A 20,015-nucleotide genomic window follows, 5' to 3' on the forward strand; every position below is an offset into this window, starting at 1 on the left:
CACATCAGCCCGTTTATGGGGCGTCACGTACTTTTTGTGTGTGTTTTTGGTGCGTCTGATTGGCTTGAAGGTGAGTCGCACGGTAACGCTATAGCGGAATGCCATGATTCTCAAAGACTTGCGAGCGCCGATGAATTGTCCTACAGCCCGCGTCAATGGCGGCTCTGTTACATTTTGGCGCAAATCTTGCGTAAAAAATAAAGAACGCCCTGTTGGATTCTTTTCACGAGAAAGGCTGCAGGCCGGGCGAACCCGTTTTCGCAATTCCTCGCAAAGGTGTGTCAATGAGTAGTACTCAAAGCTCCAATGACCTCGAACAGGGGCTCAAGCCGCGGCATGTCACCATGCTGTCGATTGCCGGCGTAATCGGCGCAGGTTTGTTTGTCGGCTCTGGCCATGCGATTGCTGCCGCCGGCCCCGCCGTGCTGCTGGCCTACGCGGCCGCCGGTACGTTGGTGGTGCTGGTGATGCGGATGCTGGCCGAGATGGCTGTGGCGTCACCCGATACCGGTTCGTTCTCTACCTATGCCGACCGCGCAATTGGTCACTGGGCTGGGTTTACCATTGGTTGGTTGTACTGGTGGTTCTGGGTGCTGGTGATTCCGTTGGAAGCCAACGCGGCGGCGACTATCCTGCACGCCTGGTTCCCCGACGTGGCGATTTGGGTGTTTACCCTGGTCATTACGTTGTTGCTGACTGCAACCAACCTGTTCAGCGTGAAGAACTACGGTGAGTTCGAGTTCTGGTTTGCGTTGATTAAAGTCGTGGCCATCGTCGGCTTTGTAATCCTCGGCCTGGCCGCGATCTTCGGCTTTTTGCCCACCAGCCAGGTCAGCGGTGTTTCGCACCTGTTCGATACCCAGGGCTTTATGCCTAATGGGATGGGCGCGGTTCTGGCAGCGATCCTGACCACCATGTTCTCGTTCATGGGCACTGAGATCGTCACCATCGCTGCAGCGGAATCCAAGAACCCCGGCCAGCAAATCACCAAGGCCACCAACTCGGTCATCTGGCGGATTGGTTTGTTTTACCTGCTGTCGATCTTCATTGTCGTGTCGCTGGTGCCTTGGAACGATCCGACCCTGGCCGCCGTAGGTTCCTACCAGACGGTACTTGAGCGCATGGGCATCCCGAATGCCAAGCTGATCGTCGACCTGGTGGTGCTGGTGGCTGTTACCAGTTGCCTCAACTCGGCGCTCTACACCGCCTCGCGTATGTTGTTCTCCCTCGGGCGTCGCGGTGATGCACCAGCGGTGGCCAAGCGCACCAACAAAAGTGGTACACCTTATTGGGCGGTGTTGCTGTCCACCGGTGCGGCGTTCCTGGCGGTATTTGCCAACTACGTGGCCCCGGCGGCCGTGTTCGAATTCCTGCTGGCCAGCTCCGGCGCCATTGCGTTGCTGGTGTATCTGGTGATTGCCGTGTCGCAACTGCGCATGCGTCAAAAGCGTGCGGCGGCGGGCGAGAAGATCGTGTTCAAAATGTGGCTGTTTCCTGGCCTGACGTACGCCGTGATGGTGTTTATCGTCGGTACGTTGACCATCATGCTGTTCCAGGAAGCGCACCGGGTCGAGATCATCGCGACGGGAGTGTTGAGCTTGCTGGTGGTGCTGGCTGGGTTGTTCGTGGCGAGCCGCCGCAAGGCCCAGAAGGTAGGCGCAGCAGTGCTCAACTGACGGAATGTGACGCAAATGTGGGAGGGGGCTTGCCCCCGATGGCGGTGTGTCAGTCACTTGGATGTTGACTGAGACTCTGCCATCGGGAGCAAGCCCCCTCCCACATTTTGATATGTGTCAGTCTGTTGAGGCTGTCAGCGCCTGGGATGCTGCTACATAGTCCGCCTGGAATTGCGGCGATTCGATCCACGCCAACGCAGCGGCCTCGTCATCGCTGTCAGTGGCCCACTGCCGATATTCAATCAGCGCCGCCAGGATAAAGTCGGTCGCTTCCTCTTCGCCTTCCTGCTCCAGTACCAACGCCAACAGTGGGTGTGCGAGGAATACCGCGCACAGTGCCTGCTGGCTGATCTCGCCTGCGGTGCGCATCTCGACGAACAGTTCGGTCAAGTCCACCGATTCAAGATCGATGCGGCTGTCGTCGCCGGCGAACGCATCCGGCTTGGCCGCGACGGCGCGCTGGGTGCGGTTTTGCTTGGCCTTGGTCTTTGCCCGCTGGGCGCGTTTTTGCTGCTTGTTCGGCGAAGCCATGGGCTCAACATCCTTGGGTTCTGGATCGGGGTGGAGTATTGAAGCGCAGGTTGGGGTAAATCCCAAGGAAATCCGGGCGGGTTTGGTCGTTGATCGCGCTCGACCACCAGGCCATAGATCAATAGGCTATGCCTTTGTCATCTGCCAGAGCGTCTTCATGACCCGCGATGCCCTTGAGCATAACCAGATCCCCTTCTATTTTGTCGCCATCCTGCTGGCCGCTGCCTGTGGTGTGTTCGCGCCTCTAGTGGCTCACGGCTTGAGCGTATTGATCACGCCCGCCATCGCGGTATTGATGTACGCGATGTTCCTGCAAATTCCTTTCCTCGATCTGCGCCAGGGTTTGGGCAATATTCGCTTTGTCTCGGCGTTGTTGCTGGCCAATTTTATTCTGGTGCCATTGCTGGTGTGGGCGCTGACCCGTGGCCTGTTGGGGCATCCTGCGCTGTTGGTGGGGGCCTTGCTGGTGTTGTTGACGCCCTGTATTGATTACGTGGTGGTGTTCACCCACATCGGCAAGGGCGATTCGCGGTTGATGCTGGCGGCCACACCGTTGCTGTTGCTGTTGCAGTTGGCACTGCTGCCGGTGTACCTGGGTTTTATGCTGGGGGCGCACTCGGGTGTGGTGGTTGAGATCGGCCCGTTTATCGAGGCATTCCTGTTGTTGATCGTGGTGCCGATGCTGCTGGCTGTGCTGACGGCCTACCTGGCGCGACGATCAAGGCTGGTCGACAAATGGAGCAGTGCGTGGGCGTGGTTGCCGGTGCCGGCGATGGCCCTGGTGCTGTTCGTGGTGATCGGGTCGCAAATCACATCGGTGATGCGCGACTTCGACCTGTTGCTGCCGGTGCTTGCGATCTACCTGGGCTTCGTACTGCTGGCGCCGTTGATGGGGATCCTGGCTGCGCGATTTTTTGCGCTGCCTGCACCAAGCGCACGGGCGGTGACGTTCAGTGCTTCGACGCGCAACTCGCTGGTGGTATTGCCATTGGCGCTGGCCTTGTCGGAGGACATGCGCGGGTTGGCTGCCGCGGCGGTGATCCTGCAAACCCTGGTCGAGCTGGTGGCCGAGTTGGTCTACGTTCGCCTGATCCCGGCAGTGGTGTGGCCCGCAAGTCGATAAAAGCGTGAATGTTCAGGTTCGTTCAGGCGCTATTCAGGGCAGTGCTCGGCACCATACGCCAGCGCTTCCCACCTGACAGGTCACCCGATGGATCATCGCAATCGTTTTCGCCTGGAGTCCTTGGGCCTCTTTCTGATCGCCCTGTTGTTGTTCACGTTGGGGATCTGGGATCAGCAGCCCCAGGGCTTTGATGGGCGCTGGGCGCTGTTCATGCAGGAAATGTTTCGCCACGGCGCAAGTTTTTTCCCCACCACTTACGGTCAGCCTTACGCGGACTACCCAGGCACTGCGACCTTCTTTAGTTTTGTATTCGCCCGCTGGTTTGATGCGCCGAACCATCTGGCGAATGTGCTGCCCACCGCGCTTGCATCGGCCGGTGTGATCGCGCTGATGTACCGCCTGCTGGCGCCGTTCAGTCGCCCATGGGCATTTTTGACGGTGCTGCTGACGCTGCTCACCGCCCAGTTGCTCGAAAAATCGCGTTCGGTCTGCCTGGACCAGATGATTGCGCTGCTGTGTGTCGGCAGCTTCTATCTGCTGCACAGTGGTGAGCGCCTGGGGTCGCGGCTGCGGCAACTGGCGGTGTTCCCGTTGTTCGTCCTGGCCTTTGCCATTCGTGGCCCGCTGGGGTTGATCGAGGTGTGTGGAGTGGTGTGCGTGTATTGGGCGCTGGGCAGGCCGGGCGAACGCGTCCGGCAAGTGCTGATCCACGGCGTTATCGGCCTGGTGCTGCTCGCAGTGTGCTGGTGGCTGCTGATGAAGCTCGCGCGATTGAGTGGCGGTGATGCCTTTGCTGATGAAGTGTTCAAGATGCAGGTCGGCGGGCGCTTGGATGAGTCCGGTGAGCCGTTCTATTTCTATTTCCGGCTGAGTTTGTACCGTTACTTCCCTGTGGTGCCGCTGGCGTTGGCCACCCTGGTCGCGCTGCGCCATCGCTGGCCGGAGCGCTGGGTCGACGGGCAGCTGCAACTGCTGGTGCGCCTCGGGGCGTGTGGCTTGATGATTCTGCTCGGGTTGTCGGTGCCGCACTTCAAGCGCGCTTATTACATCTTGCCGATGGTGCCGATGTTTGCGGCTGTCGCGGCCTATGGGCTGCTCCAGGCGCAAGGTTGGCTGCTGGGCGTGCGCCGTTGTTACGAAGGGCTTGTCGCAGCGTTACCGGCGTTGTGCGTGGTTGTGTTGTTTGTGTGTCGCAACGCCTGGCACAAGCAGGGCCACTGGCCGGATATTTCCCTGCCGCTGATGATTGGTGTGTTGGCGGTGTTGCAACTCGCGGCGTTGATTGCCTGGCGCCGGCCGTTGCGTTTGGTATGGCTCAGCGTGATCGCACTGGCGGCGCAATGGTTGTTGCTGGTATCGGTGATAGAGCCGGCCAAGGACCTGCAATTCGACACCCGACGGTTTGTCAGCCAGGTGGAGGCGCTGCGGGAATCACAGCCGGGCCCTTTGGTATTTGTCGACCTGGCCCGGGACACCTGGGCGGTGCGCTACATGATGAATCTGAATCACGATGAGCAGCCACTGTTTGTCGGGCGTCACCAGCTTGAGAAACTGAGTGAGCTGCCCCGGCCATGCTGGGTGATTGTGTCGCGCAAGGAGACTGCGCTGTTGAAGGGCTCGCCGGTGGAGCAATTGGCGCCAAGCTTTGCGGGGCGGTTGAATGACAATCCGTTGATGGTGTTTTTGCTCAGGTGAAGAGGCCCTCGCACAGAGGGCCTATTGAACTACTGGCTATTTGCAGCGATACCCCTCAGGCATCGTCACCGTGTAATTGCGCTGCACGCGGTCCTGGAAGTTCAGGTTCTGCAGGCCCTGCTGCACCAGGAAGGCTTCGACCTTGGCCGCCTGGCAATCGTCGTTATAGGACGATACTCGAAGCACATACACGGCGCGCCTGCTCGCCTCGTCCCGCGCGGTAGCCCGGAAGGTGGTGAGGGTGGTGTAACCGGTGCGTTCCGATGTGCCTACCGGGCCATAGGAGGTGTTCGGGGTGCTGGTGCAGGTCAGTTGATCGGTCTTTTTCTTGTTCTTCTTGCACTGCGTGGTGGTGCTGTTTGCCACCTGGCCATACTCGGTAGCGGTGTAGCGGTAAGTGACCTGCTTGCTTTCGACGTCAAGGGTGATGGTCATTTTGATCGGTGCATGGTTCTTGGGAAGCGTGGTGTCGGTAAAGACATTGCGAAAGCCCTGGTCCTTCATGGCGCTGACCATGTCGCGCAGGTAGTAGCGGGCATTGAGTGCGTTTTCATCGCTGCCCCCGACAGACGTCACCAGTACGGTTGCCTGGCGGTCGAAGTGATAGTCCGGATCGGGTGTCGCGTTGATCGCTACGTCCATTTGCGTGGCGCATCCACTGAGTAGTGCAGTCAGCAGTAATAGCGAGCAGAGCAAGAGGCGTGTCATGAAAGAAACCTTACAGCTGTGAATTGGGTAAAGGGTGAACGATTGACGCCAGTGAAAAACAAGCCTCAATCGCTCTGGGGCTTAGCTTAGCCTGCGCAGGATAGGGTCAGGCAAAACACAAAGGGTGCGCGCACCTCGACTTCACCATCCTTGAGAACTGACGCAGGCGGAGCAGGCATTGGCGATGCGGCTGGAAGAGAGGCCTGCACGGCAGCAACAAAAAGCTCAGAGCCTGAGTGACTGATCACGCGCTGACGCAACAAATTGCCGTGGGCATCGATGATGAATTCAATATTGACCTGGCCTTCCAGCCCCTGCGCCTGAGCGTTTGCCGGGTAAAATTTGAACAGTTGTATATGGCTTATCAACTGTTGTTCCCATAGCTGCTGTTCTGCCAGTTGCTCTGGGGAAGGGGTTCTTGCGCAGGCGCCAAGCAGCAGGGCAAGTGCGATCCAGCAATACTTCATACATATTTCCTTGAGCATTTTTTGCGTCCGTACTATCTGGCTGGCGCCACAGAGTATTTCAAATCCAGGCGCTTGGAAGGCTCACTCCCTCGACGGCTTTGCCGATTGACTTGATCGGTGCCGGTATCCTGATTGCCTGATTCAAGGCGCTCCTGCTCGGCATCCGGGTTCAGGGTGATCCAGAGCCCATTAAATCGCAGGCAATAAAAAACCCCAAGGACACATTGTTCCTTGGGGTTTCTCGGTATTTTGGTGCCCAGAGACGGAATCGAACCGCCGACACGGGGATTTTCAATCCCCTGCTCTACCGACTGAGCTATCTGGGCAACGGGGCGCATTAAACGGGTTTTTCAGGGGGGCGTCAAGCAAGTTTTCAAAAAATATTTAATTATTACCGTCGCTTACGTGCCGACCCCGGTTTTTGATCAATTATTGAGCAGGTGGCACGTAGCCTTCGGCCTGGGCGTATTCCTCGCCGGAAAAGAACTTGTCCATTTCGCCGGCCAGGTATTTGCGGTCTTCGGCGTTCATCATGTTCAGGCGTTTTTCGTTGATCAGCAGAGTCTGGTGTTTCAGCCAGTCACCCCAGGCTTTGGCGGAGACGTGGTCGTAAATGTCCTGGCCCTTGGCACCTGGGTACGGAGGGCGCTCCAGGGCTGGCAGTTCTTCTTTGTACTTGCGGCAGATAACGGTGCGGGTCATGACGAAACTCCTGCGTTCAATGCTTGCGCCGCGTGCTTCAGCAGTTTTTTCACCGGGGCGGCAAGGCCCAGGCGCGGCGGGGTGGCGAGGTTATACCAGAGCCAGTCGGCCTCGGCCACGTGATGGGCGGATTCCTCGACCTGGACCAGCCAGGGTTCGATAGCCAGCTGGAAGTGGCTGAAGGTGTGGATCAACCCCGGCAGTTCCTGATGCTTGCCCAGTGCGAGTGCGTGCTGGTTGGCCAGGTGGTCGAGGTCGCTCAGGTCATCCAGCTCCGGCAAGCTCCACAAACCGCCCCACAGGCCCGTGGAGGGGCGACGGTAAAGCAGGATCGCGCCCTCGGCGTTCGCCAGCATGGGCATCAGCGTGCGCTTTTGCGGGATGGTCTTGCGCGGTTTGGGGATCGGGTAACGCGTCTCCAGGCCGAGCATGTGGGCTTCGCAGCCTTTTTCCAGCGGACACAGCAGGCAGCTGGGTTTGCTGCGGGTGCAAAGCGTGGCGCCCATGTCCATCATCGCCTGGGTGTAGGCGTTGACGCGGGTATGGGGGGTAAAGCGCTCTGCGGTGGCCCACAGCTGCTTGGCCACCTTGGGCTCGCCCGGGTAACCCTCTTGGGCGGTAAAGCGCGCCAGCACGCGCTTGACGTTGCCGTCGAGGATCGGCGCGCGCAGGCCCATGCTCAGGCTGGCAATCGCGCCAGCGGTGGACAGGCCGATGCCGGGCAGCTCGGTGAGTTTTTCCACATCGCGGGGAAACTCGCCGCCGTACTCGTTCACCACGATCCTGGCGGTCTTTTGCAGGTTGCGCGCGCGGGTGTAGTAGCCCAGGCCGGTCCACAGGTGCAGCACTTCGTCTTCCGGCGCGGCGGCCAGGGCTTCGACCGTCGGCAGGGACGCCATGAACCGGTCGAAGTAATTGAGCACCGTGCTGACCTGGGTCTGTTGCAGCATGATCTCCGACACCCACACCCGGTACGGGGTGATGCCATGTTGCCAGGGCAGGTCATGGCGGCCGTGACGGTCGTACCAATCCAGCACCGCCTCTGAAAACTGCTCGTTTCTCATCGGTTGAACAGGCCTTTCAATGCGTCTTTGAGCTTGGGATTAACCTTGTCGAGCTTCTCTTCCAGCTTCTCGTTCAGGCGATTGCCGGCAGCCTTGAGGGCGACCTGGCCCAGGCCGTCCTTGTCCAGGCGGCAGGCCTTGGCGCCCAGCTCCAGCGGGCCACGGCAGCGCAATGGCACCTCAATGCCCTGGAAGTTGGCGCCGACCTGGCAGGCCGGGTCCGGCACCTCGCGCTTGTCGCCTTCGACGATGATGCCGACGCGGTAATCCATGCCCAGTACGCGCAAGTCGACATCGCCATTGCCATTGACCGTCAACCCAGGGATGCGCACTTTCAGGTCGGGGTTGTTGGCCACGCCGTTACGGAACGTCAGGTTACCGCGCAGTTCCTGGAACGGAGTGTCTTTGCCTGGTGGCGTGCTGCTCAAGGTCTTGCGGTTGAGCAGGGCGATACCGGTGCAGACCTGTTGCTCGATGTTGGCGTTGAGCAGCACGCCATTATTGATCACGAAGCTGGCGGTACCGTTGAGGCTGTCGATCAGGGCCTTCTGGCTGTTGCCACGCCCGGTCAGGGTGCTGTCCAGGGTGACCTGGCCTTTCACTGGCGGGTTTTTCCCCTGGGCTTGCAGGATCTTTTCCACCGGTACTTGCTTGATTTGGGTTTGCAGTGCGAGCAGTGGAAGGTCCTGGCGCACATCGAGCGTGCCGTTGGCCTGGAAGGTGCCGTTGTAGAGCCCGCCACTCAGGCTGTCGAGCTTGAGCTGGCCGTCGATACCCGAGGCTTTCAACGCCGCGTTCTGGATCGGCAGCTGGCTCAGGGTCAATTGGCCGAACGCAAGGTCGGCGTCGATATCCAGGCTGCGCAGGCGGGTCAGCGGCAGCAGCTTGTCGGTACTCCAGGCGCCTTTGGTCGGGGCGTCCGGCAGTGGCGTGTTGCCGCCGGCTGCCATCGCACCAGCCTCGCTGTTCTGCACTTCGGCCTGGCGAGCGGCGGTTGCGCCTTTGGCTGCTTCTGATTTGGCCGGCAAGTAGTTGTCGGCATTGAAGATATCGGCCTTGAGCTGTACGCGCAGGGACTGCTTGGCGAAATCATCGACAGCGACACGGCCGCTGAAGGTGCTTTCGTCGAGTTTCAGGTTCAGGTTTTCCAGGGCGACGCTGGTAGGCGTGCCCTTGAGACGGCTCACCAGCTCGACCTTGCTCAGGCTACCTGGGGCCATGGCCGGCAGCGGGTGGCCAACGCTCTCAAGGAACTTGGCCAGATCGAACTGGGCCACAGACAACGCACCACTGACCTGCGGGGTCTTGTCCAGGTCGTTGACCTTCAGTTCGCCCAAGGCGCGCAACTGGTTGGCCGACAGTTTCAGGTTGGTCCATTCGGCGACGTTGGCCGCCAGATCCACCAACAATTGGCCCTGGGTGGAGAAGCTGACGGTCTTGCCTTGCAGCGGTTCGCCGGTGGCTTCGCCGCTCAGGCGCATGTCTTCGAACTGGTAGCGCTTGAGGGCACGCTGGATGCGCAAGTTGCCGTTCAGCTCGGTCTTGACGCGCATCAGTGGCTGGTTGCTGCCCAGGAACGCGGTGAGTTTGAGCGGAATGCTGGCGCCCTCGTGGATGGCCCCGGCGCTCAACTGGATGCTCTCGGCACTCAATTGCTTGCCGGTCTGTTCATCGGTGTATTCAACGCGAGCGTTGTTGATGGTCAGGCTGTCGATGTCCAGGCGGATCGGCTGCGGGGGTTTTTCCGGCTTGGTTTCAGCCACCGTTTCGACGGGGGCCGGCGCGGGGGCGTCCGTGGTTTCGTCGGGCAGGTTCTTGCCGATGTCTTCCCAGTTGCCATGGCCCTGCTTGTCGCGGTTCAGGCGCAGGTTCAGGCCCTCGACACGTACATCGCTCATCTGCACTTCACGGCGCAGCAGCGGCAGTACGCGTACCGACAGGCCGAGCATCTGCAAGTCGGCGAAAGGTTGAGTCGGTGCGGTCAGGGTCGCGACGCTGGCCTCGTGCAACTCCAGGCCCAGCCAGGGGAACAGGCTCCAGCCGATATCGCCATTGAGCGTCAGCTCGATGTGGGCCTTGTCGCGGGCTATCTGGCGAATTTCTTCTTTGTAGTCGTTGGGATCGAAGAGGTGGGTCAGGGCAAAGCCGAGCGCCACAATGATCAGCAACAGCCCGAGAAGTACCAGACCCAGGATTTTGCCGAACGCTTTCATGGGCGAGTCCTTGTATGTCGATTTCAAAATTTAGCCGAAGAGTATAACGCCCGACGGCCTGCGTCAGTTCACGGATCGTTACATTGTATCCACGGGGGCCGAAATGAGATTTTGACGTCAAAAAAGTACAGATAATCCTAAAAAGGTAGTGGCAGTTTGATTTTTCTGTCATCCACTGGTGCTAATCTCTGCACGTTCGTCCGCCTTCTGCGACTTAACGTCGCGCCTAAATGGAGCTTCACTCAAAAAAACGGCCACGCTTTGCGTGCAAGGCCGAGGAGGAGAGCGCCTGACGGACGCATACCAATAACTGGGGGAAACACCAATGAGCACTAGCACTGTGGCCGGCACCGCCGCCGCACAGCCTGCGTTCCTGTCCAAGGAGCGCATTATCGCCAAGCCCGGGTTCAACCGCTGGCTGGTTCCACCGGCCGCCCTGGCCATCCACCTGTGCATCGGCATGGCCTACGGCTTCTCGGTGTTTTGGCTGCCGTTGTCCAAAGCGCTGGGTATCACCGCACCGGTCGCCTGCGCGCCAGACATGAGCTTTATCGCCCAAGTCTTCTCGTCCCAATGCGACTGGCCCATCTCCATGCTGGGCTGGATCTACACCCTGTTCTTCATCTTCTTGGGCTGCTCGGCCGCGATCTGGGGCGGCTGGCTGGAACATGCCGGGCCACGCAAGGCCGGTGTCGTCTCGGCGTTGTGCTGGTGCGGTGGCCTGCTGATCTCGGCGCTGGGCATCTATACCCACCAGATCTGGCTGATGTGGATCGGCTCCGGGGTCATTGGCGGTATCGGCCTGGGTCTGGGCTATATCTCGCCCGTTTCGACCTTGATCAAGTGGTTCCCGGACAAGCGCGGCATGGCTACCGGCATGGCGATCATGGGCTTCGGCGGCGGCGCGATGGTGGGTGCGCCCCTGGCTGCGGCACTGATGGGGCATTTCTCTTCGCCGACCAGCGTGGGTGTATGGCAGAGCTTTGTGGTCATGGCGGCGATTTACTTCGTGTTCATGATCGGTGGCGCACTGCTGTATCGCGTGCCGCCGACCGGCTGGAAGCCTGAGGGCTGGACCGCGCCGGCGAAAAAAGCCAGCAACGCGATGATCACTCACCGCCACGTGCATGTGAATGTCGCGTGGAAAACCCCGCAATTCCGCCTGGTATGGCTGGTGTTGTGCCTGAACGTATCGGCCGGTATCGGCATCCTCGGCATGGCCTCGCCACTGTTGCAGGAAGTGTTCGGCGGCAAGTTGCTGGGTGTTGATGTGCCATTTGGCCAGCTGGATGCGGGTCAGCTTGCCTCCATTGCAGCCATTGCCGCTGGTTTTACCGGCCTGTTGAGCCTGTTCAACATTGGTGGCCGGTTCTTCTGGGCGTCGTTCTCCGACTATCTGGGACGTAAGAATACCTACTTCGTGTTCTTCGCCTTGGGCTTTGCCCTGTACGCGCTGATCCCGAACCTGGGGCATCTGGGCAACGTGGCGCTGTTCGTGGCGGCGTTCTGCATCATCCTGTCGATGTACGGCGGTGGTTTTGCGACGGTCCCGGCTTACCTGGCCGACTTGTTCGGTACCCAGATGGTCGGTGCTATTCACGGTCGCCTGCTGACCGCCTGGGCTGCTGCGGGCGTGTTGGGGCCGGTACTGGTGAACTACCTGCGTGAGTACCAGTTGAGCATCGGCGTTGAACGCGCCGCGGCGTATGACATCACGTTGTACATCCTTGCCGGCCTGCTGGTGCTGGGTTTCATCTGCAACCTGCTGGTGCGCCCGGTGGCCGACAAGTACTTCATGACCGATGCCGAACTGGCCGCCGAACAGGCGCTCGGGCATGACAAGGGGGCCGATGCGTCCACCGTGCTGGAGTGGAAGGCCTCCGCCGCCAGCAAGCCGTTGGCGATCGCTGCCTGGCTGGTGGTAGGTATTCCGTTGGCGTGGGGTGTGTGGGTGACCCTGCAGAAAACCGCAGTACTGTTCCACTGATACCAAGTGTGGGAGAGGGCTTGCTCCCGATGGCGGCGCATCAGTCAGTGCATTGTTGACTGATCTACCGCTATCGGGAGCAAGCCCCCTCCCACATTGGTTATGCATGTACGCACATGTCTATCTCCGACACGCCGTCAGTCTTATCCCCTTCGATGTTTCTGTTTGGCGCCCGCGCCCCTATAATGGCTGCCTTTTTCGCCCAATGATTTTGCGGAGCTGGTGATGGCCGAACGTAAGGCGTCTGTCGAGCGCGACACTCTGGAAACCCAGATCAAAGCCTCGATCAACCTGGATGGCACCGGAAAGGCCCGATTTGATATCGGTGTCCCTTTTCTTGAGCACATGCTGGACCAGATCGCCCGTCATGGGCTGATCGACCTGGATATCGTCGGCAAGGGCGACCTGCACATCGACGACCACCACATGGTGGAAGACGTGGGCATCACCCTCGGCCAGGCATTTGCCAAGGCTATCGGCGACAAGAAAGGCATCCGTCGCTACGGTCATGCCTATGTTCCGCTGGATGAAGCGCTGTCGCGTGTGGTGATCGACTTCTCCGGCCGCCCAGGCCTGCAGATGCACGTGCCCTACACCCGCGCCAACGTGGGCCGTGGCTTTGATGTGGACCTGTTCCAGGAATTCTTCCAGGGCTTCGTCAACCACGCACTGGTCAGCCTGCATATCGACAACCTGCGCGGCACCAACACCCACCACCAGATCGAAACCGTGTTCAAGGCTTTCGGCCGCGCACTGCGCATGGCTGTGGAAGTCGATGAGCGCATGGGCGGGCAAATGCCGTCGACCAAGGGCGTCCTGTAATGCAGACGGTCGCGGTTATCGACTACGGCATGGGCAACCTGCACTCGGTGGCCAAGGCCCTCGAACACGTAGGCGCCGGCAAGGTGCTGATCACCAGCGATGCCAACGTGATTCGCGAAGCCGACAGAGTGGTGTTCCCAGGCGTCGGTGCGATTCGTGATTGCATGGCCGAAATCCGCCGCCTGGGCTTTGACAGCCTGGTGCGCGAGGTCAGCCAGGATCGTCCATTCCTCGGTATCTGCGTCGGCATGCAAGCCTTGCTCGACAGCAGTGAGGAGAACGGCGGCGTCGATTGCATCGGTATGTTTCCCGGCCAGGTGAAGTTCTTCGGCAAAGACTTGCATGAAGACGGCGAGCATTTGAAGGTCCCGCACATGGGCTGGAACGAGGTGCGCCGCACTGTCGACCACCCGCTGTGGCACGAAATCCCGGACATGGCGCGTTTCTACTTCGTGCACAGTTACTACATCGCTGCCGGTAACCCGCGCCAGGTGGTGGGTGGTGGGCACTACGGTGTCGACTTCGCCGCAGCGCTGGCCGAAGGTTCGCGTTTTGCCGTGCAATTCCACCCGGAAAAGAGCCATACCCATGGCCTGCAATTGCTGCAGAACTTCGCCGCGTGGGATGGTCGCTGGTAAATGGCCAAGAAACCGAAGCCGCCGATCTTGAACCTCACGCCCGAGCAAGAGCGTGAGGCAACCGACAAGATCAAGCGTTTCATGGAAGACCGCTTCGAGCTCAAGCTGGGCTCGTTCGAGGTCGCCGAGATTCTTGAGCTGTTCACCACCGAAGTGGCACCGCACTATTACAACAGGGCGATTTTCGACACGCAGACGCTCCTTAAGGAAAGGTTCGAAAGCATCGAAAGCGACTTGTGGTCGCTTGAGAAACCCTGATTTCCCAAGCATTGCTGAATATCGAATAAGGTTTGCCAGATGCTGATTATCCCCGCTATCGATCTCAAGGACGGCGCTTGTGTACGCCTGCGCCAGGGCCGCATGGAAGATTCCACGGTGTTCTCCGACGACCCGGTGAGCATGGCCGCCAAATGGGTGGAAGGTGGCTGCCGTCGTTTGCATCTGGTGGACTTGAACGGTGCCTTCGAAGGCCAGCCGGTCAATGGTGAGGTGGTCACCGCGATTGCCAAGCGCTACCCGAACCTGCCGATCCAGATCGGCGGCGGCATTCGCTCCCTGGAAACCATCGAGCATTACGTCAAAGCTGGCGTGAGCTACGTGATCATCGGCACCAAGGCCGTGAAAGACCCGGCCTTCGTCGCCGAAGCCTGCCGTGCGTTCCCAGGCAAGGTCATCGTCGGACTGGATGCCAAAGACGGCTTCGTGGCTACCGACGGCTGGGCTGAGATCAGCACCGTGCAGGTGATCGACCTGGCCAAGCAGTTCGAAGCCGACGGCGTGTCCGCCATCGTTTATACCGATATCGCCAAAGACGGCATGATGCAGGGCTGCAATGTGCCGTTCACCGCAGCCTTGGCAGCGGCCACGAAGATTCCGGTGATCGCTTCCGGCGGCATTCACAACCTGGGCGATATCAAGTCGCTGCTGGACGCCAAGGCGCCTGGCATCATCGGCGCCATCACTGGCCGTGCGATTTACGAAGGTACCCTGGACGTTGCCGAAGCCCAGGCTTACTGCGACGCCTACAACGGCTGAGGACTGACCATGGCGCTGGCCAAACGCATCATCCCTTGCCTGGACGTCGACAACGGTCGGGTGGTCAAGGGCGTCAAGTTCGAGAATATCCGCGATGCCGGCGACCCGGTGGAAATCGCCCGTCGTTACGATGAGCAGGGTGCCGACGAGATTACCTTTCTCGACATCACCGCCAGCGTCGATGGCCGCGACACCACATTGCATACCGTCGAGCGCATGGCCAGCCAGGTGTTCATCCCGTTGACCGTGGGCGGTGGCGTGCGCACTGTGCAAGACATCCGCAACCTGCTCAATGCCGGCGCGGACAAGGTCTCGATCAACACCGCCGCCGTTTTCAACCCCGAGTTCGTCGGCGAAGCCGCGCAGCACTTCGGCTCGCAGTGCATCGTGGTCGCGATCGATGCCAAGAAGGTCTCCGGCCCGGGCGAAACCCCGCGCTGGGAGATCTTCACCCACGGCGGGCGCAAACCTACCGGGCTGGACGCGGTGGAGTGGGCGATGAAGATGGAAGGCTTGGGCGCCGGTGAAATCCTGCTGACCAGCATGGACCAGGACGGCATGAAAAACGGCTTCGACCTGGGCGTGACCCGCGCTATCAGCGATGCACTGGGTATCCCGGTGATCGCCTCCGGTGGCGTCGGTAACCTGCAGCATTTGGCCGACGGTGTTATCGAAGGCCATGCCAGCGCAGTGCTGGCGGCGAGTATTTTCCACTTTGGTGAATACACCGTACCTGAGGCCAAGGCCTACATGGCAGCGCGCGGTATCGTCGTCCGCTAAACGCTGCTGGACACCATGGCAGGCTCGCGGCACTCTCTGCGCTTGCCATGGATTCCGGTAGCCTTCATGTTCAAACACCTGCTGCTCGCCCTCGCCAGTACCTCCATGCTCATGGGCGGTACGGCCCAAGCCGAAGAGCCGTCTGACGCCTCCCTGGTGCTGCTGACGGAAAATTTCCCGCCCTACAACATGGCGAAAAACGGCAAGAACTTCGCCAAGGACGAGAACATCGAAGGCATCGCCGTGGACATTGTGCGCGAAACCTTCCAGCGCGCCGGCATTTCCTACAACCTTACGTTGCGTTTTCCTTGGGAGCGAATCTACAAACTCGCCCTGGAAAAGCCTGGCTACGGTGTATTTGTGATGGCGCGGCTGCCGGACCGTGAAGCCTTGTTCAAATGGGTCGGCCCCATCGGCCCGGACGATTGGGTGCTGCTGGCCAAGGCTGACAGCAATATCCAGCTCGACGATCTTGAGCACGCCCGCCGCTACAGGATCGGCGCTTACAAGGGCGACGCGATTGCCGAAACCTTGGGAAAACAGGGGCTCAATCCGATTGTCGCTCTGCGCGATCAGGACAATGCGCAAAAGCTCATGGACGGCCAGATCGACCTGTGGGCCACTGGCGATCCCGCCGGGCGTTATCTAGCGCGCCAGGTGGGTGTGAGCGGGCTCAAGACGGTGTTGCGGTTCAACAGTGCGCAGCTTTATTTGGCGTTGAACAGGGAAGTGCCTGATGAGGTGGTCGCCAAGCTCCAGGCGGCGCTGGATGAGTTACGCAAGAGCGGTCGTGCAGACGAAATCATGGCGCGTTACCTCTGAAGTTGGCAGTTGCGCAGAATAAACGCGGTCAAAATGTGGGAGGGGGCTTACCCCCGATAGCGGTAGATCAGCCAATACATTTTCAGCTGACACACCGCCATCGGGGGCAAGCCCCCTCCCACATTGGATCTTCGCTGCCTTCATTTAGCGGTAAATGCCGTTTTTGCCGTGGGCACTCATGGCTCGATTGCTGCGCACGCTGATCATCAACTTGATATCGATCCAGTCGATACCCTGGGCCTTGAGCTTGGGCAGCTCGCGCTCCAGCACCGCCAGGGTCTGTGGGTAAGGGTGCCCGATCATCACCGCCGAACCCTGCTTATGCGCCAGCTTGATTGCGGTTTGCAGTTGGGTGGTAATCGCCGCCTCGGTGCGTTCGTCATCGAGGAACACATCCCGCGAAACATGCGCCAAGCCGATCTTCTGCGCCTCGGCGGCGGCGACGGTCTGCGCGCTGGTGCGGCTGTCCACAAAGAACTTGTGGCGCCGTTGCAGCTCGGCCATCAACCACGCCATCGCCTGCGGCTGCGCGGTCATGCGGCTGCCCATATGGTTGTTGATGCCGGCGGTATAGGGCACAGCCTGGAACGCGGCGTCCAGGCGCTTGCCGAGTTCTTCCACCGGCAGCTCGGGGTGCCAGGCGAAGGGGCCGGTGGCCGGGTCCATGGGCATGTGCAGGATCACGATCTTGCCGGCCTTGTGCGCCTCGCGGGCGAATTCGGCGGCATGGGGCGTGTCGGGCATGATCGCGGCGGTCACCGGGCCGGGCAGCGCAAGTACACGGCGATCGCGCGGCAGGTTTTGCCCCAGGTCGTCGATGATGAGGGTCAGGTAGGCTTTGTGGGGTTCGCCGGCAGGGGCCGCGTGAGCGACACCTGCCAGGCTGCACAGCACAGCGATGATCAGGGCAAAACGCATGATCAACGGCTGCGCGTGATGCTCAGGCCCTTGAGCAGGCTCAGCGCCTGGGCCAGTTGGTAGTCATCGTCCTGCGGCATCGGTTTGGCCTTGGCGCCGCTACCGGTAGGCTGGTCGGCACCGCCGTTGCCATTGCCCAGGTGACCTTGCAGGTCGGCCTCCTTGTAGTACTCGCCGTCGATCTCGTTGGTGATCTTGGCCCTGCGCACTTCGATGTCCGGCACGATGCCTTGGGCCTGGATGGAGCGGCCGTTCGGTGTGTAATACAGCGCTGTGGTGATTTTCAATGCGCGTTCGTTGTTCAACGGCAACACCGTCTGCACCGAACCTTTGCCAAAACTGGTGGTGCCCATCAGCACGCCGCGCTTGAGGTCTTGCAGCGCGCCGGCGACGATTTCCGACGCCGATGCACTGCCACCGTTGATCAGCACCGCCAATGGCACGTTTTCGCTCAGGTCGTTGCCGGTGGCCGAGAAGCGCAGTTCGGAGTTGGCGATACGGCCTTTGGTATAAACGATCAGGCCCTTGGTGACAAAGTGGTCGACCACCTCAACTGCCGACTGCAACACGCCGCCGGGGTTGTTGCGCAGGTCGAGCACGATGCCGTTGAGTTTCTTGCCATTGTCTTTGCGCAGCTTGGCCAGGGCCTTGGCCACTTCGTCGCCGGTCTTGACCTGGAACTGGGTGATACGGATGTAGCCGTAGCCCGACTCCAGCAACTGGCTCTTCACGCTCTTGACCGTGATGGTCGCGCGGGCCAGGGTCACGTCAAACGGGTTGCCGCCGTCGCGTACCAGGGTCAGGGTGATTTTCTGGCCGAGCTTGCCGCGCATCTTGTCGACGGCCTCGGTCATGCTCTGGCCACGGGTCGGCTGGCCGTTGATCTTCACGATCAGGTCGCCGGCCTGGATACCGGCCTTGGATGCAGGGGTATCGTCGATGGGCGAGACCACTTTGATCTGGCCGTCTTCGGAGCCCACTTCGATGCCCAGGCCACCGAACTCGCCGCTGGTGCTTTCCTGCAGCTCGGCGAAATCTTCAGGGCCCAGGTAGGCGGAGTGCGGGTCGAGGTTGCTGAGCATGCCCTTGATGGCATTTTCCAGCAGGGCCTTGTCGTCTACGGGTTCGACATACGCTGCCTTGATCCGGTCCATGACCTCGGCAAAGGTGCGCAGCTCATCCAGCGGCAACGGCGCCTTGGTGGTCGCGGCCATTGCAGCGGGTGCAGCCTGGTCGGCAAAAGCCAGAGGCGCGCCGATCACCAGGGCGATCGTCAGGGCCAGCGAAGTGAGGCGGGACAAATGCAGCATGTCGAACGAACTCCTAATGTAGATGCGGCCCTATCCTTGGGAACGGCACCATTGTGCGGGATCGCTCGGGCGACCCTGCTGACGAATAGCGAAGTACAGCGCCGGGGTGTCCTGGCCGCCACTGTTACCGACAGTGGAGATGGATTCACCGGCTTTTACAACATCACCTGCCGACTTGAGTAATGTCTGATTGTGGCCGTAAAGGCTCAAATAGCCATTTCCATGGTCGAGAATCACCAGTAAACCGGCGCCCCGCAGCCAATCGGCAAACACCACGCGCCCACCGTGAACGGCATGGACCTGGCTGCCGGCTGAGGCGCTGATCATCACCCCATCCCACTTGGCGCGGGTGTCATCGCCACGGGTTTCCCCAAAGCGTGCCAATAGTCGACCATCAACCGGCCATGGAAGTTTGCCCCGCGCTGAAGCAAAAGGGCCGCCGAACGACTCGCCGCTGCTGGAAACCAGCGGGCCGGGGCTGGCGCGCGCGGGTTTGCGCGGTGCCGGCGCGTCGCTGGTGGCAGCCAGTTCGGCCTCACGCTGACGCTTTTTTTCCGCTTCCTGCTGGGCGATCAGCGCTTTTTGCCGCGCTTCTTCGGCCTCGCGTGCCTGGCGGGCCAGGGTTTCTTCGATGGTCTTGAGCACTTTGGCCAGGTCGGCCTGATCCTGCTCGCGGGCCTGGAGCTTGGCGTCGCGGGCTTTTACATCGCTGTTGAGCTTGGCCAGGGCCTGCTGGCGCTCCTTGCGTACCTTGTCCAACTGGTCGCGCTGAACGTCGAGGGCGCTTTTCTGGTCGAGCAGTTGCGACTGCTGGTCGGCAATTTCCTGCTCGACATTGGCCAATTGGCGCAGGGTTTCATTGAAACCCTTCAATTGCGCCAGGCGCGCCTGGCTCAGGTAATCGTAATAGGTGAGGGTGCGGGCGAATTTTTCCGGGTTCTGCTGGTTGAGCAGCAGCTTGAGGTATTCCTGGCGGCCGCTCTGGTAGGCGGCGCGGGCCTGGATCGCGATCAGGCGTTGCTGTTCAACGCGTGCGCTCTGGAGTTTTTTTTTCTCAGCGTCGAGTCGCTCCAGTTCCGACTCGCTCTTCTTTAGTTCTTTTTGCAACTCCTGGACCTGCTTCTCAAGCTTGCCCATTTCGGTTTCCGTGCCGCGCAGGTCTTTTTGCACCCCGGATTTTTCTTCCTGGAGCTTGCCGAGCAGCTTTTTCAGCTCGGTAATGTCCTGACGCGTAGCGTCCAACTGTTGTTGGGTTTGTGCGCGCTCATCGGCAAACGCCGGTTGGAGCAGGCAGACAAGAGCAAGGGTTATCAAGGCGCGAAGCATAGAGGCGGGCGACACCAGGGGAAAAGGACGGCCTAGTATGCCCGCCAAGCGCTGCAAAAAAAACGCCCAATTGGGGCTTGCGGGCAAGATAGGTGCCGAGTGGCGGTGGTATGGCAAAAAGATATCTACCAAACGCCACAAAACCAATGTGGGAGCGGGCTTGCCCGCGATTGCGGTGGGGCAGCGACATAGATGTCG

The 20,015-nt window shown here is 60.3% G+C and carries 19 protein-coding genes and 1 tRNA gene; 10 read left to right on the plus strand and 10 right to left on the minus strand.

Annotated features, from left to right (window positions below; all coding sequences use genetic code 11):
* Positions 1 to 284 precede the first annotated feature (284 nt).
* The gene (gene gabP / locus PSEBG33_RS25150) at positions 285 to 1,676 is read left to right on the plus strand and encodes a GABA permease (RefSeq protein WP_005783895.1); all 1,392 of its coding nucleotides are present in this window, start codon (positions 285 to 287) and stop codon (positions 1,674 to 1,676) included.
* Between the two features lie 117 nt (positions 1,677 to 1,793).
* Here the strand turns inward: gabP and PSEBG33_RS25145 are convergent, their stop codons facing one another.
* Positions 1,794 to 2,207: a hypothetical protein gene (locus tag PSEBG33_RS25145; RefSeq protein ID WP_005783897.1), complete on the minus strand. Its 414-nt coding sequence runs from the start codon at positions 2,205 to 2,207 to the stop codon at positions 1,794 to 1,796.
* Between the two features lie 157 nt (positions 2,208 to 2,364).
* Here PSEBG33_RS25145 and PSEBG33_RS25140 point away from each other — a divergent pair, with 157 nt between their 5' ends.
* Together PSEBG33_RS25140 and PSEBG33_RS25135 are read left to right on the plus strand one after the other, a co-directional pair.
* The gene (locus tag PSEBG33_RS25140; protein ID WP_005783899.1) at positions 2,365 to 3,330 is read left to right on the plus strand and encodes an arsenic resistance protein; all 966 of its coding nucleotides are present in this window, start codon (positions 2,365 to 2,367) and stop codon (positions 3,328 to 3,330) included.
* Between the two features lie 87 nt (positions 3,331 to 3,417).
* Positions 3,418 to 5,025 (plus strand): membrane protein, encoded by a 1,608-nt coding sequence (locus PSEBG33_RS25135; protein WP_005783901.1) that lies wholly within the window; start codon positions 3,418 to 3,420, stop codon positions 5,023 to 5,025.
* 36 nt (positions 5,026 to 5,061) lie between these two features.
* On the opposite strand, the gene PSEBG33_RS25130 is transcribed toward PSEBG33_RS25135, so the two are convergent.
* The 6 genes from PSEBG33_RS25130 to PSEBG33_RS25105 form a co-directional block, all read right to left on the minus strand.
* The gene (locus PSEBG33_RS25130) at positions 5,062 to 5,733 is read right to left on the minus strand and encodes a hypothetical protein (RefSeq protein ID WP_005783902.1); all 672 of its coding nucleotides are present in this window, start codon (positions 5,731 to 5,733) and stop codon (positions 5,062 to 5,064) included.
* Positions 5,734 to 5,819: 86 nt separating this feature from the next.
* Positions 5,820 to 6,218: an energy transducer TonB gene (locus PSEBG33_RS25125; RefSeq protein WP_232289402.1), complete on the minus strand. Its 399-nt coding sequence runs from the start codon at positions 6,216 to 6,218 to the stop codon at positions 5,820 to 5,822.
* Positions 6,219 to 6,450: 232 nt separating this feature from the next.
* A tRNA-Phe gene (locus PSEBG33_RS25120) sits at positions 6,451 to 6,526 on the minus strand.
* A gap of 103 nt (positions 6,527 to 6,629) precedes the next feature.
* The gene (locus tag PSEBG33_RS25115; RefSeq protein ID WP_005783905.1) at positions 6,630 to 6,902 is read right to left on the minus strand and encodes an oxidative damage protection protein; all 273 of its coding nucleotides are present in this window, start codon (positions 6,900 to 6,902) and stop codon (positions 6,630 to 6,632) included.
* On the minus strand, positions 6,899 to 7,966 hold the full coding sequence (mutY, locus tag PSEBG33_RS25110) for an A/G-specific adenine glycosylase (RefSeq protein ID WP_005783907.1): 1,068 nt from the start codon (positions 7,964 to 7,966) through the stop codon (positions 6,899 to 6,901). Before mutY ends, PSEBG33_RS25115 begins: the two co-directional genes overlap by 4 nt.
* The gene (locus PSEBG33_RS25105; RefSeq protein ID WP_005783909.1) at positions 7,963 to 10,179 is read right to left on the minus strand and encodes an AsmA family protein; all 2,217 of its coding nucleotides are present in this window, start codon (positions 10,177 to 10,179) and stop codon (positions 7,963 to 7,965) included. The genes mutY and PSEBG33_RS25105 overlap by 4 nt, the downstream gene beginning before the upstream one ends.
* A gap of 325 nt (positions 10,180 to 10,504) precedes the next feature.
* Between PSEBG33_RS25105 and PSEBG33_RS25100 the strand changes: the two genes are divergently transcribed.
* The 7 genes from PSEBG33_RS25100 to PSEBG33_RS25070 all read left to right on the plus strand — a co-directional run bounded on the left by PSEBG33_RS25100 (position 10,505) and on the right by PSEBG33_RS25070 (position 16,263).
* Positions 10,505 to 12,166, plus strand: coding sequence for an OFA family MFS transporter (locus PSEBG33_RS25100; protein WP_005783912.1), 1,662 nt, complete (start codon positions 10,505 to 10,507; stop codon positions 12,164 to 12,166).
* A gap of 225 nt (positions 12,167 to 12,391) precedes the next feature.
* Positions 12,392 to 12,988: an imidazoleglycerol-phosphate dehydratase HisB gene (hisB, locus tag PSEBG33_RS25095; protein WP_003187781.1), complete on the plus strand. Its 597-nt coding sequence runs from the start codon at positions 12,392 to 12,394 to the stop codon at positions 12,986 to 12,988.
* A complete protein-coding gene (gene hisH, locus PSEBG33_RS25090) occupies positions 12,988 to 13,626 on the plus strand; it encodes an imidazole glycerol phosphate synthase subunit HisH (RefSeq protein ID WP_005783914.1) in 639 nt (212 codons plus the stop codon). Before hisB ends, hisH begins: the two co-directional genes overlap by 1 nt.
* Positions 13,627 to 13,884 carry a DUF2164 domain-containing protein gene (locus PSEBG33_RS25085; RefSeq protein ID WP_005783916.1) on the plus strand — a complete coding sequence of 86 codons (258 nt, stop codon included), beginning with the start codon at positions 13,627 to 13,629 and terminating at the stop codon, positions 13,882 to 13,884. It abuts the gene before it with no gap.
* A gap of 39 nt (positions 13,885 to 13,923) precedes the next feature.
* The gene (gene hisA, locus PSEBG33_RS25080; RefSeq protein WP_003187784.1) at positions 13,924 to 14,661 is read left to right on the plus strand and encodes a 1-(5-phosphoribosyl)-5-[(5-phosphoribosylamino)methylideneamino]imidazole-4-carboxamide isomerase; all 738 of its coding nucleotides are present in this window, start codon (positions 13,924 to 13,926) and stop codon (positions 14,659 to 14,661) included.
* 9 nt (positions 14,662 to 14,670) lie between these two features.
* Positions 14,671 to 15,441 carry an imidazole glycerol phosphate synthase subunit HisF gene (gene hisF / locus PSEBG33_RS25075; protein ID WP_003171107.1) on the plus strand — a complete coding sequence of 257 codons (771 nt, stop codon included), beginning with the start codon at positions 14,671 to 14,673 and terminating at the stop codon, positions 15,439 to 15,441.
* 66 nt (positions 15,442 to 15,507) lie between these two features.
* A complete protein-coding gene (locus tag PSEBG33_RS25070) occupies positions 15,508 to 16,263 on the plus strand; it encodes a substrate-binding periplasmic protein (protein WP_005783921.1) in 756 nt (251 codons plus the stop codon).
* 144 nt (positions 16,264 to 16,407) lie between these two features.
* Here the strand turns inward: PSEBG33_RS25070 and PSEBG33_RS25065 are convergent, their stop codons facing one another.
* From PSEBG33_RS25065 to PSEBG33_RS25055, 3 genes are read right to left on the minus strand one after another with little or no spacing between them, the layout of a single operon-like run.
* The gene (locus PSEBG33_RS25065) at positions 16,408 to 17,181 is read right to left on the minus strand and encodes a divergent polysaccharide deacetylase family protein (protein ID WP_005783923.1); all 774 of its coding nucleotides are present in this window, start codon (positions 17,179 to 17,181) and stop codon (positions 16,408 to 16,410) included.
* A 2-nt stretch (positions 17,182 to 17,183) separates the two neighbouring features.
* Complete coding sequence (locus tag PSEBG33_RS25060; RefSeq protein ID WP_005783925.1) at positions 17,184 to 18,491, minus strand: S41 family peptidase; 1,308 nt, start codon at positions 18,489 to 18,491, stop codon at positions 17,184 to 17,186.
* 30 nt (positions 18,492 to 18,521) lie between these two features.
* On the minus strand, positions 18,522 to 19,817 hold the full coding sequence (locus PSEBG33_RS25055) for a murein hydrolase activator EnvC family protein (RefSeq protein WP_005783927.1): 1,296 nt from the start codon (positions 19,815 to 19,817) through the stop codon (positions 18,522 to 18,524).
* Positions 19,818 to 20,015 lie beyond the last annotated feature (198 nt).

It is taken from the genome of Pseudomonas synxantha BG33R (genome assembly GCF_000263715.2).
GTDB classification, from domain to species: Bacteria; Pseudomonadota; Gammaproteobacteria; order Pseudomonadales; family Pseudomonadaceae; genus Aquipseudomonas; species Aquipseudomonas synxantha_A.

Excerpts from the sequence above, each read along its gene's own strand:
- gabP (WP_005783895.1), top strand. The coding sequence starts at position 285 with ATGAGTAGTACTCAAAGCTCCAATGACCTCGAACAGGGGCTCAAGCCG.
- PSEBG33_RS25145 (WP_005783897.1), bottom strand. The coding sequence starts at position 2,207 with ATGGCTTCGCCGAACAAGCAGCAAAAACGCGCCCAGCGGGCAAAGACC.
- PSEBG33_RS25140 (WP_005783899.1), top strand. The coding sequence starts at position 2,365 with ATGACCCGCGATGCCCTTGAGCATAACCAGATCCCCTTCTATTTTGTC.
- PSEBG33_RS25135 (WP_005783901.1), top strand. The coding sequence starts at position 3,418 with ATGGATCATCGCAATCGTTTTCGCCTGGAGTCCTTGGGCCTCTTTCTG.
- PSEBG33_RS25130 (WP_005783902.1), bottom strand. The coding sequence starts at position 5,733 with ATGACACGCCTCTTGCTCTGCTCGCTATTACTGCTGACTGCACTACTC.
- PSEBG33_RS25125 (WP_232289402.1), bottom strand. The coding sequence starts at position 6,218 with ATGCTCAAGGAAATATGTATGAAGTATTGCTGGATCGCACTTGCCCTG.
- PSEBG33_RS25115 (WP_005783905.1), bottom strand. The coding sequence starts at position 6,902 with ATGACCCGCACCGTTATCTGCCGCAAGTACAAAGAAGAACTGCCAGCC.
- mutY (WP_005783907.1), bottom strand. The coding sequence starts at position 7,966 with ATGAGAAACGAGCAGTTTTCAGAGGCGGTGCTGGATTGGTACGACCGT.
- PSEBG33_RS25105 (WP_005783909.1), bottom strand. The coding sequence starts at position 10,179 with ATGAAAGCGTTCGGCAAAATCCTGGGTCTGGTACTTCTCGGGCTGTTG.
- PSEBG33_RS25100 (WP_005783912.1), top strand. The coding sequence starts at position 10,505 with ATGAGCACTAGCACTGTGGCCGGCACCGCCGCCGCACAGCCTGCGTTC.
- hisB (WP_003187781.1), top strand. The coding sequence starts at position 12,392 with ATGGCCGAACGTAAGGCGTCTGTCGAGCGCGACACTCTGGAAACCCAG.
- hisH (WP_005783914.1), top strand. The coding sequence starts at position 12,988 with ATGCAGACGGTCGCGGTTATCGACTACGGCATGGGCAACCTGCACTCG.
- PSEBG33_RS25085 (WP_005783916.1), top strand. The coding sequence starts at position 13,627 with ATGGCCAAGAAACCGAAGCCGCCGATCTTGAACCTCACGCCCGAGCAA.
- hisA (WP_003187784.1), top strand. The coding sequence starts at position 13,924 with ATGCTGATTATCCCCGCTATCGATCTCAAGGACGGCGCTTGTGTACGC.
- hisF (WP_003171107.1), top strand. The coding sequence starts at position 14,671 with ATGGCGCTGGCCAAACGCATCATCCCTTGCCTGGACGTCGACAACGGT.
- PSEBG33_RS25070 (WP_005783921.1), top strand. The coding sequence starts at position 15,508 with ATGTTCAAACACCTGCTGCTCGCCCTCGCCAGTACCTCCATGCTCATG.
- PSEBG33_RS25065 (WP_005783923.1), bottom strand. The coding sequence starts at position 17,181 with ATGCGTTTTGCCCTGATCATCGCTGTGCTGTGCAGCCTGGCAGGTGTC.
- PSEBG33_RS25060 (WP_005783925.1), bottom strand. The coding sequence starts at position 18,491 with ATGCTGCATTTGTCCCGCCTCACTTCGCTGGCCCTGACGATCGCCCTG.
- PSEBG33_RS25055 (WP_005783927.1), bottom strand. The coding sequence starts at position 19,817 with ATGCTTCGCGCCTTGATAACCCTTGCTCTTGTCTGCCTGCTCCAACCG.